The following is a 16,690-nucleotide window of genomic DNA, read 5'->3' on the forward strand; positions in this document are numbered from 1 at the left end:
TTTTTTGATTAGTTCCATTTTACAGGAAAATAGGGAGATTTTCAAGTTTTCACATTGGTAGAAGAATATCTTCTTCCTTTAGATAATGCTTGGTCATACTAAAGCCACGCCCAAAAACTTGACTGGCTGGCATGACAACAATAAAAGCTGTTTTATCAATGGCTAAAATATGTTTTTGTAAGGCAGGAAATTCATAACTTGAAATAGTGGTCATTAGCATGGTTTTCTGAACAGTAGAATAGCCCCCTTGAATGGGAATGATGGTGACACCTCGATCAGTAACTGTGGTGATATGTGTTTGGATGGCTGTATTGTTTTCGGAAATAATCATGACAGTTTTAGATGTGTTAAATCCAATTTCCATTTTGCCAATGATATAGCTGATGACGATAAGAGCGAGAGTTGAATACATGACTTGATCAGGAGAAAAGGTAATTAGACCCATTAAAACGCTGATGCCATCAATGATAATGACAGCAGCGCTTAATGAGAGTAGCGTATATTTATGTAAGATTTGAGTAATGATTCCTGTTCCACCAGTTGATGAATTTCCTCTAAAAACTAAACCTAGTCCAAAACCAACGATAACACCACCAAAGATAGCAGCTAAGAGTGGATTTTTGGTGATAGTTGGTAAGTCAGCCGTTAATCGAATGGCAAAAGGATACATTAAAGATCCGAAAATTGTCTTGATAAAGACGGATTTTCCTAATAAAAAATAGCACATCAAGAGTAGCGGAATGTTACTAAACATGAGAAAAACTGATGGGCTCAGTCCAAAGAGTTGTTTGAAAACAACAGATAGGCCAATCATGCCCCCAGAAGCGATATGATTGTCTAAAAACATGGTATTAAAACCACTAGCAGCAATGAATGAACCAAGAGTCACCAAGACTAAATTTTTCAGAGTTTGTTTCATGATTTTCTCCTCGCTTAATTTTCCCTTGTTATTATGCCCCAAGCGACTATCTGCTGTCAAGATATGTGGTATAATCTAATGAGGAATAAAAAATAAGGGAGTTTGGTATGAAACCAATTATTTTAACCGGTGATCGACCGACTGGTCAGCTTCATATTGGTCACTATGTAGGTAGTTTGAAAAATCGTGTTTTGTTACAGAATCAAGATAAATATGACATGTTTGTCTTTTTAGCCGATCAGCAAGCCCTAACTGACTATGCTAAAAATCCACAAAAAGTACGTGAGTCAATTGGTCAAGTGGCCTTGGACTACTTGTCTATTGGACTCGATCCCAAAAAAGCTACGATATTTATTCAAAGTCAAATTCCAGAATTGGCTGAATTAACTATGTATTATATGAATTTGGTGTCGTTGGCTCGGTTAGAGCGAAATCCAACAGTTAAGACAGAAATTGCACAAAAAGGCTTTGGTGAGTCGATTCCAACTGGATTTTTGGTTTATCCTATTGCTCAAGCGGCTGATATTACAGCTTTTAAGGCTAATTTTGTTCCTGTGGGAACCGATCAAAAACCGATGATTGAGCAAACACGAGAAATTGTTCGTAGTTTTAATCATACCTATCAAACAGATATTTTGGTTGAGCCTGAAGGCATTTATCCTGAAAATGAAGCAGCAGGTCGCTTACCTGGTTTAGATGGCAATGCTAAAATGTCTAAATCGCTAAATAATGGTATCTTCCTAGCAGATGATATGGATACAGTACAGAAAAAAGTTATGAGCATGTACACAGACCCTAATCATATTCGAGTGGAAGATCCAGGTCAGATTGAAGGCAACATGGTCTTTCATTATTTAGACGTATTTGGTCGCAAAGAAGATGCTGACACCATAGCTGAAATGAAAGAACACTATCAACGTGGTGGTTTGGGTGATGTTAAGACTAAACGTTACCTACTAGAAATTTTAGAGCGTGAATTAGCCCCTATTCGTGAGCGACGTTTAGAGTATGCTAAGGATATGGGTGAAGTTTACAATATGTTAGAAAAAGGCAGTCAAGTGGCTCGACAAAAAGCTGCTCAAACGCTCTCAGAGGTTAAGGCTGCTATGGGCATCAATTATTTTTAATTGCCTAATGACTTAACCTACAAAACTTGCTATAATAATAAAAATACATTTGAAAAGAGGAAGCTACTGTCATGTCAAATTGGGACACCAAGTTTTTGAAAAAAGGATTTACATTTGACGATGTCTTATTGATTCCAGCTGAGAGTCATGTTCTACCAAATGAAATCAATCTTCAAACTAAGCTAGCTGATAATTTAGTATTGAATATTCCAATTATCACAGCGGCTATGGATACCGTAACGGATAGTAAAATGGCCATTGCGATTGCCCGTGCGGGTGGCTTAGGCGTTATTCACAAAAACATGTCAATTCAAGAACAGGCTGAAGAAGTTCGTAAGGTTAAACGTTCAGAAAATGGTGTCATTATCGATCCATTTTTCCTAACACCAAATCATACGATTGCAGAAGCTGATGAACTAATGGGACGTTACCGAATTAGTGGTGTACCCGTCGTTGAGACACTGGAAAATCGCAAATTGGTAGGTATTTTAACTAACCGTGATTTACGTTTTATCACGGATTACAATCAACCGATTTCCATGCATATGACTAGTCAAAACTTGGTTACTGCACCAGTTGGGACTGATTTGGAAACAGCAGAGCGTATCTTGCAAGAACATCGGATTGAAAAACTTCCTTTGGTTGATGCAGAAGGCTGCCTGTCAGGTTTGATTACAATTAAAGATATTGAAAAAGTCATTGAATTTCCTCATGCCGCAAAAGATCAATTTGGTCGTTTATTGGTTGCAGGAGCAGTGGGTGTTACATCGGATACTTTTGAGCGTGCTGAAGCTCTTTTTGAGGCAGGTGCGGATGCTATTGTCATAGATACAGCTCATGGTCATTCAGCAGGAGTATTGCGTAAGATTGCAGAAATTCGTGCAATTTTCCCAGATAAAACATTGATTGCTGGTAATGTGGCAACTGCTGAAGGAACAAAAGCTTTGTATGAGGCAGGTGTGGATGTTGTTAAGGTGGGCATTGGTCCGGGGTCAATCTGTACCACTCGTGTCGTTGCAGGTGTCGGCGTACCGCAAGTAACAGCCATTTATGATGCTGCAGGAGTGGCGCGTGAGTATGGTAAAACCATTATAGCTGATGGTGGGATTAAATACTCAGGCGATATTGTTAAAGCTTTAGCAGCAGGTGGTCATGCTGTAATGTTGGGTTCTATGTTTGCTGGAACTGATGAAGCACCAGGTGAAACAGAAATCTTCCAAGGACGTAAATTCAAAACCTATCGTGGCATGGGTTCAATTGCAGCGATGAAAAAAGGGTCAAGTGATCGTTACTTCCAAGGAGCAGTCAATGAAGCTAATAAGTTGGTTCCAGAGGGAATTGAAGGTCGTGTAGCTTATAAAGGTGCGGTTGCCGATATTGTTTTCCAAATGCTAGGTGGCATTCGTTCAGGGATGGGTTACGTTGGTGCAGGTGATTTAGCAGCATTACATGACAAGGCACAATTTGTTGAAATGAGTGGTGCAGGTTTAATTGAAAGTCATCCACATGATGTTCAAATTACGAATGAAGCACCAAATTATTCAATGAGATAAGAAAAGAACTGATTTACCCAGTTCTTTTAATACTGTAAAGGAGAAAATTAATGATAGGAATTTTATATGCTTTAGTTCCCATGGTAGCGTGGGGAAGTCTTGGTTTTATTAGTAACAAAATAGGTGGTAATGCAAATCAGCAAACCTTTGGTGTAACCTTGGGAGCAGTACTATTTGCAACGACGGTTTATTTGGTTGTTAGACCAGATTTGACCTGGTCAACATGGTTGTTTGGTATTATAGGGGGGATTCTTTGGGCAATTGGTCAAAATGGACAATTTAAGTCTATGCAATATATGGGCGTATCTGTTGCTAATCCCTTGTCAAGTGGTAGTCAATTAGTTGTTGGTAGTTTGATTGGAGTTCTTGCTTTCCAAGAATGGACAAAACCGATTCAGTATAGTTTAGGAATGATTGCTATGATTTTCTTACTAGTTGGTTTTTACTTTTCGAGTAAGCAAGATCCAGATAAAGAAGTTCTTGATAATAGTCAGCCTCGTGATTTTAAAAAAGGCTTCCAAGCTCTAACGACTTCAACTTTGGGTTATGTTTCTTACACAGTCTTTTTTAACAACATTGTCAATCTGGATCCAATTTCAGCCATTCTTCCAATGTCTTTTGGTATGGTATTTGGGGCAGCCATGTTCATGAAGTTTCAAGTTAATTTTGAACCAGTAGTTTTGAAAAATGCCTTGGTAGGTATCTTATGGAGTTTTGGTAATATTTTTATGCTTTTTGCGGCTGCAGAAGCAGGTTTAGCGATTGCTTTTTCATTCTCTCAACTAGGTGCAGTTATTGCTATTATTGGTGGTATTCTCGTTTTAGGGGAGAAAAAGACCAAGAAAGAGATGAAATGGGTTCTAATCGGTATCAGTTGCTTTATTATTGGTGCAGTCTTGTTAGGTGTTGTAAAATCATACTAAAAGAAGTTGACAGTGTTGTCAACTTCTTTTGTTTTGAATATTACCAGCATGAATATCAAAAATCGTCATATCTTCTGGCAAATGGCTGAGATGGTCTAGGCTAGTAGTGGTAATAAAGGTTTGAACATCCTTATCAATGCCTTCTAATAATTTTGTTTGACGATAATTATCTAATTCACTCATCACATCATCTAATAATAAAATAGGAAAATCGCCAGTTACTTTTTTAATTAAATTGATTTCAGCCATTTTTAAGGATAAAATCAAGCTTCTATGCTGTCCTTGACTACCAAAACTAGCAGGCATGTCATTGATAAAAAATTGCAAGTCATCACGATGAGGACCAAGACCAGTATTTTTTTTGAATAAATCTCTCTCTCTAGAATCAAGTAATTCTTGTCTAAAACAATCTTCTAAATGATTGACATGATCAAATTTGAAACTTGATTGGTAGCTGATAGTCAACCTTTCTAAATCATTTGAAATTAAAGTATGATGTTTGTTGGCTTCTTGTTCTAATTGTTTGGTAAAATCTAGTCTTTGTTTGATGACTCGACTACCAAAGTGAACTAGTTGGTCATCCAAAACTGCTAAAAAATCCCTGTCGATCTGTTTAGTCGTTTTAAGGTAACTATTTCTTTGTTTAAGCACATGATTATATTGTGCCAAGTCTGCCAGATAAATTGGTTTAATTTGTCCCAAATCAATATCTAAAAATTTACGTCTTAGGCTAGGGGAACCTTTAACCAGTTGTAAATCTTCTGGAGCAAAGAGAACAATAGTCATCGTACCGATATAGCTAGACAATCTATCCTGTTTAAGATGATTGACTTTGATAGTGCGTCCCTTACTAGAAAGTTGAATATCAAGATTTACAGATGATGTCAACTTCTGTAAATCTCCCGTCAACTTTACAGTGTCGCAATTAAAACAAATCAAATCTTTATCTGATCTCGTTCGATGACTACGGGTTAAGGCTAAAAAATAAATAGCTTCTAAAAAATTAGTTTTTCCCTGAGCATTTTGACCAAGAAAGATGTTTAAGTGGGGAGAAAATTGAACCTGACAATCTTGATAATTCCTAAAATTCTTTAATGTTAAGTTTTGCAACCACATGTTAAGTACCTGGGAAACGGACAGGTTTCTTTTTATTTCGACTTGTTTTTTTAACTGGTTTGCTTATTTTTTGAGTTTGGTTTTTATTTAAGTTTTTAACTAATTCTGCAACCCTCTTTTTTTCTTCTTGTTCAGCCTTATATTGTTCTTTTTCTGATTGACTAGGCTCAACCATGATAATTTTAATGTTTTGTTGGGGAAGATCGATAATATCACCAAGACGAATTTTTTTACCTCGACGTTTTTCATCCTCTCCATTAAACAAAACAGTGTGCTCTGCTAAGAATGCTTTAATTGCACCACCTGTTTGAATAATTCCTTGCTCTTTTAAAAGAGCTTGTAATGTAATATAGTCACTAAATAATTTGTAATTGATCATATTTTACCTCTCATTTAATATTATAACACGTTTCGTCATTTTTAGTGGGCGAGGAAGGGATAAAATGGTATAATGAAAAACGATACTATTCAATTGGAGAAGGACAATGGAAATTGTAAAAGGTGTTAACCTGCATGTCGTTCAGACTAAAAAATTTAAGACGAATCATATTACCTTTCGCTTCTCCACTCCTTTGAAGCGACAAACACTTGCCCGTCGTGCCTTGATAGCCCAACTACTTGAAACCGCCAATGCTAAGTATCCTAATTTGCAAGTTTTTAGACAACAGTTGGCACATCTTTATGGAGCAACTTTGTCAACTAAGGTGTCAACTAAAGGCAAGGTTCATGTACTAGATATTGATATTAATTTTGTTTCAGATCCCTATAGTATGGGAGAAGAAATTTTAGTAGAAATATTTGATTTTTTATTTCACATTCTTTTTAATCCATTGGTTTCTGTTGTTCAATATCAACAAAAATTTTTTAATCGTGAAAAGGCCAACTTACTTCATGCGATTAGTTTAGACATGGAAGACTCTTTTATTTACAGTGATTATCAAGCAAAACATCTATTTTTTGAAGACGATTTATTAGCTCTGCCAAGCTATGCAGATTTGGATTTGGTTGAAGAAGAAAATTCTTACACAGTTTATCAAGAATTTCAAAAAATGCTTCAAGAAGATCAAATTGATATTTTTGTGGTCGGTGATGTTGATGCTTATCGAATTGTTCAGCTGGTTCATCAATATCCTTTAGAAGAACGTCAAGTCAGCTTGGATTATTTTTATGATCAACCTTATACTAATGTTGTCAAGCAAAAAGTAGAGCAAAGTCATAATCAACAATCTGTTTTACAACTTGTTTACAATCTCGATATAAATAATCAAGAAAAGTTTCAGGACTTTAGCTTACTTGTGTTGAATGGCATGTTTGGTTCATTCTCAAATTCTCGACTATTTACAGAAGTTAGGGAAAAAGAAGGTTTATCTTACCATATTGGCAGCTTTACAGATAGATTTACAAAAACTTTACAGGTTTACGCAGGGATTGATGCTAAGGATAGAGAGATAACCTTGCGTTTGATTCAAAAACAACTAAACGACTTTAAAAGAGCTCGTTTTTCTATCAATCTTTTGGAACAGACTAAGACTTTATTGCGAAATAATTTGATATTGTTGGAAGATCACCAAAAAACTTTAGTCGATTTATTTTATCATCAGCGTTATTGTGGTAGTCAACCTTTGGAAACAATTTTAGATGAACTTGATAAAATTAGTAAAGAAGATGTGGTGGCTCTGGCTAATCAGATTAAGTTACAAGCCATTTATTTTTTAGAAGGGAGCTAGTGATTGTCAGCGCTCAATAAACTTAATCATCCTAGAATTGCTCAAGAACTTTACACCTATACTTTTAATAATGGTTTTATGATCTACCTATTACCAAAAGAAGATTTTAAGGAAGTTACAGGTGTTTTAAGTCTTAATTTTGGCTCTATTGACAACCAATTGACCTTGTCTAATGGTCAGGAAAAAAGTTATCCAGTAGGAGTAGCTCATTTTTTAGAACATAAATTATTTGAGTTAGCTGATGGTAAAGATGGGGCTCTTGAATTTGTAAAATTGGGTTCGGAGGTCAATGCCTTTACTAGTTTTGAACAAACAAGCTACTACTTTACTGCCAAAGATCAGATTGGTCAGAATATTGATTTACTTTTTCAGTTGATTTCAAGTCTAACAATTACAGCAGAATCAGTTGAGAAAGAAAAAGCAATTATCGCACAAGAAATTGACATGTATCAAGATGATACGGATTACTTGCTTTACTCAGGCGCTTTACAAAATCTTTACCCAGAAACGAGTTTGGCAGAAGATATTGCTGGACGTAAAGAAGAAATCAAAACCTTGTCAATTAAAGATTTACAGGAAAACTATGCTCATTTTTACCAACCACAAAATATGTCTTTGGTTTTGGTAGGTGACTTTGATGTCAACGAGGTTTACAATGACATTGACAAGAGTCAGAAACGTCATTTTAGCAACATGGGAAGGTCAGATAGTTGTCGAACACCATTGACTAAGACCCAAGTTATTCCGAAACGCACAGTAAGTGTACCAGATATTAGTAAGCCTAAATTAGTTTTGGGGATTCGAAGTAGCTATAATAGTCAATCTCTCTTGAAACAAAAATTAGCTTTGCAACTCTTTTTTGCCATGTTATTTGGTTGGATGTCAAAAAGCTATCAAGATTGGTATGAAGCAGGTAAAATTGATGATTCTTTTGATTTTGAGATTGAGCTAGGTTCTCGTTTTGCCTTTGTTCTTCTTTTCTTAGATACAGAAGAGCCAATCGCCATGGCTCGCTTATTAAAGCAAAAATTGAGTAAGGCAGGGCAAATGATGGATTTGACTGAAAAACATTTTAATTTGGTCAAGCGAGAGTTATATGGTGAATTTTTACGCAGTTTGGACGATGTGTCGCACTTGGCTAGCCAATTTTCAAGTTATGTTGCAGATGGTTCTAACTATTTGACTATGGCTGATTTGCTAGAGCAGTTGACTTTAGCAGACGTTGTTACTATTGGCAGAGAATTTCTCAAAGAAGCGGAGATGACAGAATTTACGATTTCTCCCCAGTAGTGCAAAAGAAGATATTTTGATATAATTTACTAGTATAGATGATTGAGGAGAACAAGTATGAGAGAAGCAAGTATTGGAGAGTTGTTACGGCAAGCCCGAACAAAAAAAGGATATGATTTAGAACAAATAGCAGAGCTGTCTAAGGTTCCTCGTCACTATCTTTTGGCCATGGAGATGGATCAGTTTAAGTTACTGCCACAAGAATCGGTTAATTCATTTATTGAGCAGTATGCTGAAGTTGTTGATCTGGATGGTGTGTCTTTAATTCATGGCTATCGTAACATGAAACTAAGTCAACAGAAACCAAAAGAAAAAGTAGATTTTTCTGAGAAAGACAACAAAACTACCTCCCCTAAGATTCAATCAGAGCCAGTTAAAACAAGTTCTATTAGGGAACTAGAGAAGACAACAAATTTTGTGCAAACAAGAGGAAGTCGTCATAAAGAAGAAAAGAAGTCTTATCTTCCTTTTTTGATTTTAGTAGCACTTTCTTTAGCCATTGTCGGTTTTGTGGCGTATGTTAGTTGGAACCAAATGCAAAATAATTTGACGTCATCTAGTCAGCCGTCTTATTCGATGGTTCCATCATCTTCTAGTGACTCAGAAAGTAGTGTTTCTACTAGTCAAGAAGAATCCTCAAGCACTACTCCTCAACCGAGTTTGACAACTACTGGTGGAGAAGATAACTTGGAAGTAGCCTTGAGTAATCCAAGTTCAGAAGTTGTGATTAGTTTTCAACTTGTAGAAGGGGAAGAGAGCTGGGTTGCTGCTTACACCGATCAACTAGGAGAGCAAGGTGCTTTATTAACAACTGATAATTCAGAATATCAGGTAAGTTTGCCACAAGATGCGACTTCAATTGTTTTGACTTTAGGCAATGCTCAAGGGTTAGCAGTAACAATCGATGGGCAAAAACTTGATTTGTCGGCTTTAACGTCTAGTTTAAGCTATGTGACATTGACAATACAAGAATAAAAGGTTTTTATGTTTAGTAAAAAAGAAAATATTCCTAATCTCTTAACGCTTTTGCGAATTATCTTAATCCCTGTTTTTCTAATCTTGACTTCTTTACCTAATCAAGCTAATTATCATACTTGGGGGGCTATTATTTTTGCATTTGCTAGTCTGACAGATTATTTAGATGGTTATTTAGCTCGTAAATGGCAGGTAGTTACTAATTTTGGTAAGTTTGCTGATCCTTTAGCTGATAAAATCTTGGTCATGAGTGCTTTTATCATGTTAGTGGGCTTAGATTTGGCACCAGCTTGGTTGAGTGCTGTAATTATTTGTCGTGAATTAGCAGTAACAGGTCTTCGTTTGCTTTTAGTTGAAACAGGTGGAGAAGTCCTGGCTGCTGCTATGCCAGGAAAGATTAAAACAACCACTCAAATGTTATCTATTATCTTTTTATTATTGGGTTGGTCTGTGTTAGGGACTGTCCTACTTTATGTTGCCTTGTTTTTTACGATTTATTCAGGTTATGATTATTTTAAAGGAGCTAGCTTCTTATTTAAAGGTACCTTCAAATGAGTCGAATCATAATTGATGTTAACAAACTTAATTTTAAATACGATAGTGATGATCAGAATTATCTTTTAAAAGAGTTATCGTTTCACGTGAAACAAGGAGAATGGTTGTCTATTATTGGTCATAATGGTTCTGGTAAGTCAACGACAGTTAGATTATTAGACGGTCTTTTATCAGCAGAAAGTGGTCAGATTTATATTTCTGGTCAAGAATTGACTGAGAAAAATTTATGGCAGATTCGTCGTCAAATTGGTATGGTATTTCAAAATCCCGATAATCAATTTGTTGGTGCAACTGTGGAAGATGACATTGCTTTTGGTTTAGAAAATCAAGGACTCAGTAAAGACGAAATGGAAAATCGAATCACTGAAGCTCTCGCAATGGTTGGAATGTCAGCATTTAGAGACAAAGAACCAGCAAGGTTGTCAGGGGGTCAGAAACAGCGTGTTGCCATTGCTGGTGTGATTGCTATGCGACCTGACATTATGATTTTAGATGAGGCAACCAGTATGTTGGATCCAAATGGGCGTCGTGAAGTCATGTCTTTGATTAAAAAGGTTCGTGACACTTATGGTTTAACGGTGATTTCCATTACGCATGATTTGGATGAAGTGAATCTAAGCGATCGTGTTTTAGTGATGAAAAAAGGTCAAGTGGAGCTTGATCTTAGTCCGAGAGAACTTTTTTCAGAAGAAAATAGAAATCTATTAGATCTAGGTCTGGATCAACCATTTAGTTCTCGATTGCAGATGTCCTTGATTGAGGCAGGTGTCTTATCTGATTTTGATTATATGACAGAAGAAGAATTAGGAGATAGATTATGGGAATTAGCCTCAAGCAAGTAGATTTTACCTATCAAGTGGGGACGCCTTTAGAAGAGCGAGCCCTTTTTGATGTAACAGCAGAGATTAAAGCAGGTAGCTATACTGCTTTTATTGGTCATACAGGCTCTGGTAAATCAACGTTAATGCAATTGTTAAACGGTCTAAATCTACCAACAGAAGGAACGGTATTCGTTGAAAAAGTAGCTATTACCAAACAGGCTAAGCCTGCCAATATACGCTCTCTTAGACAAAAAGTGGGCTTGGTTTTTCAATTTCCAGAAAGTCAGTTATTTGAAGAAACGGTTTTAAAAGATGTGGCTTTTGGTCCACAAAATTTTGGTGTTGATCAAGTTACAGCAGAAACGATTGCGAAAGAAAAATTAGCCCTAGTAGGCATTTCAGCAGACCTTTTTGAAAAAAATCCATTTCACCTATCAGGCGGTCAAATGAGAAGGGTTGCGATTGCAGGGATCTTGGCTATGAATCCTAACGTTTTGGTTTTAGATGAACCAACAGCTGGCCTTGATCCAAAAGGACGCAAAGAATTGATGACGCTGTTTCAAGAACTACATCAGTCTGGCTTAACCATTGTTTTGGTCACACATGTTATGGATGATGTTGCTGATTATGCTGATTTTGTCTATGTGCTAGAAAAAGGAAAATTAGTTTTAGAAGGAACACCTAAGGATGTCTTTCAATCAGTTGAATTTCTAGAAGAAAAACAGTTAGGTGTGCCTAAAGTTACTCAGTTTGCTAAGACCTTATCAGATAGAGGGATGAACTTAGAACATTTACCGATTACGATTGAAGAGTTTGTGGAGATGATGAAGTATGGATAAATTTATTTTAGGACGTTATATTCCTGGTCAGTCTCTTGTTCATCGTTTAGATCCACGAAGTAAATTATTGGCGATGTTTATTTATCTTTTGATTATCTTTTGGGCTAATAATTTACTTACTAACTTAATTTTAGCTGGGGCAACTCTTTTGATGATCTTAGCGTCAGGGATTAAACTATCTTTCTTTTTTAATGGTTTGAAACCTATGTTTGCCTTGATTCTTTTTACGACGGTTTTTCAACTCTTTTTTACAAGAGGTGGAACGGTCTTCCTTGATTGGGGTTTGATTAAGATTAGTGATTATAGTTTGGCACAAGCTGGTTTAATTTTTATGCGTTTCATTTTGATTACTTGCGTGTCCACTTTATTGACGCTGACAACACCACCACTGAGTCTAGCAGATGCGGTTGAATCACTACTTAGTCCACTCAAGCGATTTAAAGTCCCTGTTCATGAAATTGGGTTAATTCTTTCTTTAAGTTTACGTTTTGTACCAACCTTAATGGACGATGCCACTCGAATTATGACAGCTCAAAAAGCAAGAGGAGTGGACTTTGGCGAAGGAAATCTATTACAACGTATTCGCTCAACCGTTCCTATCTTAATTCCTCTTTTTGCTTCTAGTTTTAAGCGAGCAGACGCTTTGGCCTTGGCCATGGAAGCTAGAGGTTACCAAGGTGGAGAAGGTCGTAGTAAGTATCGTGTCTTAAAATGGCAACAAGCAGATAGTATTTTAATCTTAGGTCTGTTGATGTTAGCTGTGCTATTATTTTTACTAAAAACTAATTAAAGAACGCCTTAAAAGGCGTTTTTTTAGTCTTGTGGCAATCTTTTTGTAATATTTTTAACGAGAAACTAATTTATTAGTAATATAAGGCAGGTAAGATGAAGGTGTCAAGAAAAAGAAAGCGAGTAAATAAACAAATGACAAAAACTAAACGATTAAAACATAAAGTAGCAGGTCTTGTTCTTTTAGCTAGTTTGAGTGTGCCAACTCTGGTTAGTGCAGATACTTATACGGTTAAATCTGGTGATACTTTGTCTAGTCTTGCTGTTGATTTTCAAACAAGTTTAGATAATTTGCTGTCCTTAAATCAACTAAGTAATCCTAATGTTTTGACAGTTGGTCAAGAATTAACGATTAAACGTGACAACACTCAATCATCAACGGCAGTTGCAGATGTTGCTCAAAATGATACTGCAACAACAAGTTCGACATCAACTTTGAGTGAAGCAGATTTGACGGCAAAGGAATGGATTGCCCAAAAAGAGTCAAGTGGTAGTTACACTGCTCAAAATGGTCAATATTATGGGCGTTACCAACTTACCTTGTCTTATCTAAATGGTGACTTGTCGCCTGAAAATCAAGAACGTGTGGCTGATAATTATGTGACGCAACGTTATGGTTCTTGGTCAGCAGCTAAAGCATTTTGGTTGGCTAATGGGTGGTATTAGTCAAAAATAGCTCAATTTTGACGATTTTACCTTAAATTAACATATTCTTGTAATATTTTTAATGAAATATCTATCAAAAAGTAATATTTTATCGGTAAGATAAGAGCAGATAATGAAAGAGAAGGTACATAGTTATGTCATATCGTAGCAAGAAACCAAGAAAACTTGGTGTTGCTAAACAGGCGGTTTTAGGAATTTTAGCCCTCTTAGTTACCACTATTTTGATTTTGACTGGTAAACAAGTGTTGACAGCTTCGTCTATGGCTGAAAAAACAACAACGTCATCAAGTCAAACATCATCAGCAAGTAGTTCATCAATTAAGGTTGATTTGATGTCATCAAAAAAAGATACGGCGTCATCTTCAACAGAAAATAAAAATGACTCAACATCAAGTTCATCTAGTACAGAGGAAGTATCAGAGTCTAGTGTTACTGAGTCAAGTTCAGTAATGATAGAGTCAACTTCAGTAGATCAAGCTCAAGCCTCATCTCAAGTTTTGGCTGATGCAGGAACAGTGGCAGTAGAAGAAACAGTTCCAGCTGAATATGTAGATTATTCAACGGCTTATTATACTGGAGAACAAGTGGCCTATGAGGCGACTGCACCAGTTTATAATACTAACAGTAATTATGCTGCCTTAGCTAATGGTAATACGGCAGGTGCTGTCGGTAGTGAAGCTGCTGCTCAAATGGCTGCAGCGACAGGTGTTTCTCAAGCAACTTGGGAATATATCATCGCGCGTGAGTCAAATGGTGACCCTAATGCCTATAATCCGTCAGGAGCGTCAGGTCTTTTCCAAACAATTCCAGGTTGGGGTTCGACAGCAACTGTCCAAGATCAGATTAACGCAGCAATCAATGCCTATAATGCTCAAGGCTTAGCAGCTTGGGGTATGCAATAAAATAAAAACCTAGCAATTAAGCTAGGTTTTTTGTTGATTTTTAATTGGATAGCTGATTTCCTCCCCTGTAAAAAGGTTGTAAAGGATAAGGCTTGACGCAAGCTTGTCTTCAAACTTGATTTTTAAGATAAAGGGCATAAGATTTTTAATGTCTTGAAAATACTGATAATCAAATCTAGGATGATAATGTTTTATAACTGTCGAAATTGCTGTTCCATGTGAACCGATAACAATTGTTTTAGCATTGGAATGATGTAAAGTTTATGTCAAGCCAGCTAGCATACGTTTTTGTACTTGTGCGAGTGATTCACCGTCAGAATAACGATAGGAAAAATCTTGCCATTGTTTTTGAGAAAAGTCATCAAAATCTTCAATCCAATGATCTGTAATTTTACGTTCACGAAAACGTTCATCACAAATAATCTCTAGACGTTTTTGTTTGGTAAGGCCAAGAACGGTTTCGTAAGCACGTTTATAAGGACTAGATAGGATGAGATCAATTTTATGGTAGTAGAAAAACTCATCAATTAGTTGACAATCTTGTAAACCTTTTTGACTTAAAGAGCGACTGTCATCTTTATTGGTAAAATCAGGTTGTGCATGTCTAACTAGATAGATTGTTTGATTCATTAGATAACCTCCTTGATTTATTTTAGCACATTTAAGTCAAAATAAGTCCAGTATGCTATAATAAAAACTATGTTTACACAAGAGAAATTGCAAAAATATCTACCTCTTGCTCTGATTGGTTTAGTCAGTTTGGGATTGATTTTACCCCAGTGGCTTGGGCAAGATGTGATTTTAGGTTCAGATTCTATTTTTCATTATAATCGTTTTTATGATGCGGCAATGCAGATTAAAAATGGTAATATTAGTTATTTTATTTCCATTTATGGCTTTCAGCAATCAGGACGAATTGTCAATGCCCTTTACGGCCCTTTCTTTGCTTATTTCCAAGGTCTATTGGTTCTAATCAGTAAAAATTGGTTTGGCTATCAGCTACTATCTCGTTTTGTGCTTCATCTTTTTGCTGGCTTATCCATGTTTTCCCTATTACGAGCAGCAAAAATTCGCTTGCCAATCTCCCTGAGTTTAGCCATTTTTTACTTAACAACTTTTTCTGTTCAATACTGGTCTATTCGTCAAGGATTTTCAAGTTGGGGAGCGGCATTGATGCCCTATTGTTTAATTCCTATCATACAGTTGATTTTTGAACAGAAAGTCAATAGTGTACGTATGGCTCTTGCCGTAGCTTTGATGTTACAAGTCCATGTTCTCAGTGCCTTGTTTTTAGTTTTAATCTATATTCCCTTTTACCTTTACTCCTTTGTCAAGTCTGCGGCTAAACTAGCTTTAATTTGGCAAACGTTTTTGGCAGTTGTTTTAGCTATTTTTTTAACGCTCAATATCTGGGCGGCCTTGATCTTTTTAAGACAAGATAATAAACTGTTGGACCCGTTTATCAATCCTTTAATGCAACAAAATACGATTGATGGAACAGCGACTTACTGGCTAAATCGTCCTAGTTTTCTACTAGTTTTATTCATCATTCATATTTTCCTAACCCTTCTTCATTGGCGAAAAATTACTGGTTGGGAAAAGGTGGCTTTTGTAACCTATCTTGGCTTCTTATTATTGTCAACTAGCTTTTTCCCTTGGCAATATTTACTTGACAGTGGTGTCAAGTTTGCTGAATTGATTCAATTTCCATTTCGCTTTTTTATCCCAGCAACAGTGTTATTACTACTTCTGGTTGGTCGATTGTTAAATAACTTGACAAAGTCAACGAAGTTGTTGACACTGGCTTTGTCAATAGGACTTGTTTTTTCGATGTTTCAAGTGAGCCAGTTTGCCTTAAAAAAAGTTGAAAGTGCTGATAAGGGGCAGTATGTTCTCAAAAACAGCAAACATGTTTACCTATTTGAAGATTACCAAGCTACACGTTCTAGCTTGTTTGATTCTGATAAATCAAAACTATTGCAAGCTGTTCAAAAGGCGACGCCTGACTATCTACCAATTTACAATGATTTGACAGGAAAAAACACCTATGTTTTATACGCTCATCAACTGATTTTGCCAAATGTTAGTATTGAGAAAACCTTGGTGAATAATCAGTTGACATTAACTTGGTCATCTCGTCAAGATCAGTTAGAAGCTTTACCGGTGGTTAAATATGAAAGAACTAAGTTATTTCTCAATGGTAAAGAGTTGAGTAAAGGAGATTATCAACTATCTGAATTGGGGGCAGTGACGGTACAGGCGAAAAAAGGTCTAAATCAACTGATGGTTACTTATCAAGAACCAAAGCTATTTACTATTAGTTTATGGCTGACGATTGGGACTTGGTTAATAACTTTAGTTTTCCTTTATTTTCCGTTCATAAAATTGACTTCTAAGGGGCAACTGATATAATAAGAAATGGAGTAAACTAGCTCGTTATCATGAACGACAATGTTTGCTCCTCTTACTATATGAAAGACGACCTTCA

Annotated in this window: 17 protein-coding genes; 13 read left to right on the plus strand and 4 right to left on the minus strand. The window is 36.2% G+C overall.

Annotation, left to right across the window (positions count from 1 at the left end; translation table 11 throughout):
- Positions 1-49: 49 nt before the first annotated feature.
- Positions 50-919: a YitT family protein gene (locus FRX52_RS03435; protein WP_146538500.1), complete on the minus strand. Its 870-nt coding sequence runs from the start codon at positions 917-919 to the stop codon at positions 50-52.
- Positions 920-1,026: 107 nt separating this feature from the next.
- Between FRX52_RS03435 and trpS the strand changes: the two genes are divergently transcribed.
- The 3 genes from trpS (at position 1,027) to FRX52_RS03450 (ending at position 4,522) form a co-directional block, all read left to right on the plus strand.
- On the plus strand, positions 1,027-2,046 hold the full coding sequence (gene trpS / locus FRX52_RS03440; protein ID WP_146538501.1) for a tryptophan--tRNA ligase: 1,020 nt from the start codon (positions 1,027-1,029) through the stop codon (positions 2,044-2,046).
- A gap of 71 nt (positions 2,047-2,117) precedes the next feature.
- The gene (guaB, locus tag FRX52_RS03445) at positions 2,118-3,599 is read left to right on the plus strand and encodes an IMP dehydrogenase (RefSeq protein ID WP_146538502.1); all 1,482 of its coding nucleotides are present in this window, start codon (positions 2,118-2,120) and stop codon (positions 3,597-3,599) included.
- A 50-nt stretch (positions 3,600-3,649) separates the two neighbouring features.
- Complete coding sequence (locus tag FRX52_RS03450; protein WP_146538503.1) at positions 3,650-4,522, plus strand: GRP family sugar transporter; 873 nt, start codon at positions 3,650-3,652, stop codon at positions 4,520-4,522.
- Positions 4,523-4,540: 18 nt separating this feature from the next.
- On the opposite strand, the gene recF is transcribed toward FRX52_RS03450, so the two are convergent.
- Positions 4,541-5,638: a DNA replication/repair protein RecF gene (gene recF, locus FRX52_RS03455; protein ID WP_146538504.1), complete on the minus strand. Its 1,098-nt coding sequence runs from the start codon at positions 5,636-5,638 to the stop codon at positions 4,541-4,543.
- A 1-nt stretch (position 5,639) separates the two neighbouring features.
- Positions 5,640-6,014: a S4 domain-containing protein YaaA gene (gene yaaA, locus FRX52_RS03460; RefSeq protein ID WP_146538607.1), complete on the minus strand. Its 375-nt coding sequence runs from the start codon at positions 6,012-6,014 to the stop codon at positions 5,640-5,642.
- Between the two features lie 109 nt (positions 6,015-6,123).
- On the opposite strand from yaaA, the gene yfmF reads away from it, so the two are divergent.
- The 9 genes from yfmF to FRX52_RS03505 all read left to right on the plus strand — a co-directional run bounded on the left by yfmF (position 6,124) and on the right by FRX52_RS03505 (position 14,202).
- A complete protein-coding gene (gene yfmF, locus FRX52_RS03465) occupies positions 6,124-7,365 on the plus strand; it encodes an EF-P 5-aminopentanol modification-associated protein YfmF (protein ID WP_146496174.1) in 1,242 nt (413 codons plus the stop codon).
- Positions 7,366-7,368: 3 nt separating this feature from the next.
- Positions 7,369-8,655, plus strand: coding sequence for an EF-P 5-aminopentanol modification-associated protein YfmH (gene yfmH, locus FRX52_RS03470; RefSeq protein WP_146538505.1), 1,287 nt, complete (start codon positions 7,369-7,371; stop codon positions 8,653-8,655).
- A gap of 57 nt (positions 8,656-8,712) precedes the next feature.
- Positions 8,713-9,630 (plus strand): helix-turn-helix transcriptional regulator, encoded by a 918-nt coding sequence (locus FRX52_RS03475; protein WP_146538506.1) that lies wholly within the window; start codon positions 8,713-8,715, stop codon positions 9,628-9,630.
- A 9-nt stretch (positions 9,631-9,639) separates the two neighbouring features.
- Positions 9,640-10,185 carry a CDP-diacylglycerol--glycerol-3-phosphate 3-phosphatidyltransferase gene (pgsA, locus tag FRX52_RS03480; protein WP_146496178.1) on the plus strand — a complete coding sequence of 182 codons (546 nt, stop codon included), beginning with the start codon at positions 9,640-9,642 and terminating at the stop codon, positions 10,183-10,185.
- Positions 10,182-11,027, plus strand: a complete 846-nt coding sequence (locus FRX52_RS03485) for an energy-coupling factor ABC transporter ATP-binding protein (protein ID WP_186603334.1) — start codon at positions 10,182-10,184, stop codon at positions 11,025-11,027. The genes pgsA and FRX52_RS03485 overlap by 4 nt, the downstream gene beginning before the upstream one ends.
- The gene (locus FRX52_RS03490; protein ID WP_146496180.1) at positions 11,003-11,845 is read left to right on the plus strand and encodes an energy-coupling factor transporter ATPase; all 843 of its coding nucleotides are present in this window, start codon (positions 11,003-11,005) and stop codon (positions 11,843-11,845) included. The genes FRX52_RS03485 and FRX52_RS03490 overlap by 25 nt, the downstream gene beginning before the upstream one ends.
- On the plus strand, positions 11,838-12,635 hold the full coding sequence (locus FRX52_RS03495; RefSeq protein WP_146538507.1) for an energy-coupling factor transporter transmembrane protein EcfT: 798 nt from the start codon (positions 11,838-11,840) through the stop codon (positions 12,633-12,635). Before FRX52_RS03490 ends, FRX52_RS03495 begins: the two co-directional genes overlap by 8 nt.
- A gap of 134 nt (positions 12,636-12,769) precedes the next feature.
- Positions 12,770-13,300, plus strand: a complete 531-nt coding sequence (locus FRX52_RS03500) for a LysM peptidoglycan-binding domain-containing protein (protein ID WP_146538508.1) — start codon at positions 12,770-12,772, stop codon at positions 13,298-13,300.
- A gap of 134 nt (positions 13,301-13,434) precedes the next feature.
- A complete protein-coding gene (locus FRX52_RS03505; protein ID WP_398586895.1) occupies positions 13,435-14,202 on the plus strand; it encodes a transglycosylase SLT domain-containing protein in 768 nt (255 codons plus the stop codon).
- Between the two features lie 261 nt (positions 14,203-14,463).
- Here FRX52_RS03505 and FRX52_RS05530 read toward each other — a convergent pair whose 3' ends face one another.
- On the minus strand, positions 14,464-14,832 hold the full coding sequence (locus tag FRX52_RS05530) for a histidine phosphatase family protein (protein ID WP_261379145.1): 369 nt from the start codon (positions 14,830-14,832) through the stop codon (positions 14,464-14,466).
- Between the two features lie 69 nt (positions 14,833-14,901).
- Here FRX52_RS05530 and FRX52_RS03515 point away from each other — a divergent pair, with 69 nt between their 5' ends.
- Positions 14,902-16,614, plus strand: a complete 1,713-nt coding sequence (locus FRX52_RS03515; RefSeq protein WP_261379146.1) for a hypothetical protein — start codon at positions 14,902-14,904, stop codon at positions 16,612-16,614.
- The last annotated feature ends 76 nt before the right edge of the window (positions 16,615-16,690 follow it).

The organism is Streptococcus sp. sy018 (assembly GCF_007859185.1).
Classification (GTDB): Bacteria; Bacillota; Bacilli; order Lactobacillales; family Streptococcaceae; genus Streptococcus.

What these genes read in the sequence shown, in the direction of transcription:
- FRX52_RS05530 (WP_261379145.1), bottom strand. Translation starts at nt 14,832, where the DNA reads ATGAATCAAACAATCTATCTAGTTAGACATGCACAACCTGATTTTACC.
- FRX52_RS03490 (WP_146496180.1), top strand. Translation starts at nt 11,003, where the DNA reads ATGGGAATTAGCCTCAAGCAAGTAGATTTTACCTATCAAGTGGGGACG.
- FRX52_RS03500 (WP_146538508.1), top strand. Translation starts at nt 12,770, where the DNA reads ATGACAAAAACTAAACGATTAAAACATAAAGTAGCAGGTCTTGTTCTT.
- FRX52_RS03475 (WP_146538506.1), top strand. Translation starts at nt 8,713, where the DNA reads ATGAGAGAAGCAAGTATTGGAGAGTTGTTACGGCAAGCCCGAACAAAA.
- FRX52_RS03505 (WP_398586895.1), top strand. Translation starts at nt 13,435, where the DNA reads ATGTCATATCGTAGCAAGAAACCAAGAAAACTTGGTGTTGCTAAACAG.
- FRX52_RS03515 (WP_261379146.1), top strand. Translation starts at nt 14,902, where the DNA reads ATGTTTACACAAGAGAAATTGCAAAAATATCTACCTCTTGCTCTGATT.
- FRX52_RS03435 (WP_146538500.1), bottom strand. Translation starts at nt 919, where the DNA reads ATGAAACAAACTCTGAAAAATTTAGTCTTGGTGACTCTTGGTTCATTC.
- trpS (WP_146538501.1), top strand. Translation starts at nt 1,027, where the DNA reads ATGAAACCAATTATTTTAACCGGTGATCGACCGACTGGTCAGCTTCAT.
- pgsA (WP_146496178.1), top strand. Translation starts at nt 9,640, where the DNA reads ATGTTTAGTAAAAAAGAAAATATTCCTAATCTCTTAACGCTTTTGCGA.
- FRX52_RS03485 (WP_186603334.1), top strand. Translation starts at nt 10,182, where the DNA reads ATGAGTCGAATCATAATTGATGTTAACAAACTTAATTTTAAATACGAT.
- yfmF (WP_146496174.1), top strand. Translation starts at nt 6,124, where the DNA reads ATGGAAATTGTAAAAGGTGTTAACCTGCATGTCGTTCAGACTAAAAAA.
- FRX52_RS03450 (WP_146538503.1), top strand. Translation starts at nt 3,650, where the DNA reads ATGATAGGAATTTTATATGCTTTAGTTCCCATGGTAGCGTGGGGAAGT.
- recF (WP_146538504.1), bottom strand. Translation starts at nt 5,638, where the DNA reads ATGTGGTTGCAAAACTTAACATTAAAGAATTTTAGGAATTATCAAGAT.
- FRX52_RS03495 (WP_146538507.1), top strand. Translation starts at nt 11,838, where the DNA reads ATGGATAAATTTATTTTAGGACGTTATATTCCTGGTCAGTCTCTTGTT.
- guaB (WP_146538502.1), top strand. Translation starts at nt 2,118, where the DNA reads ATGTCAAATTGGGACACCAAGTTTTTGAAAAAAGGATTTACATTTGAC.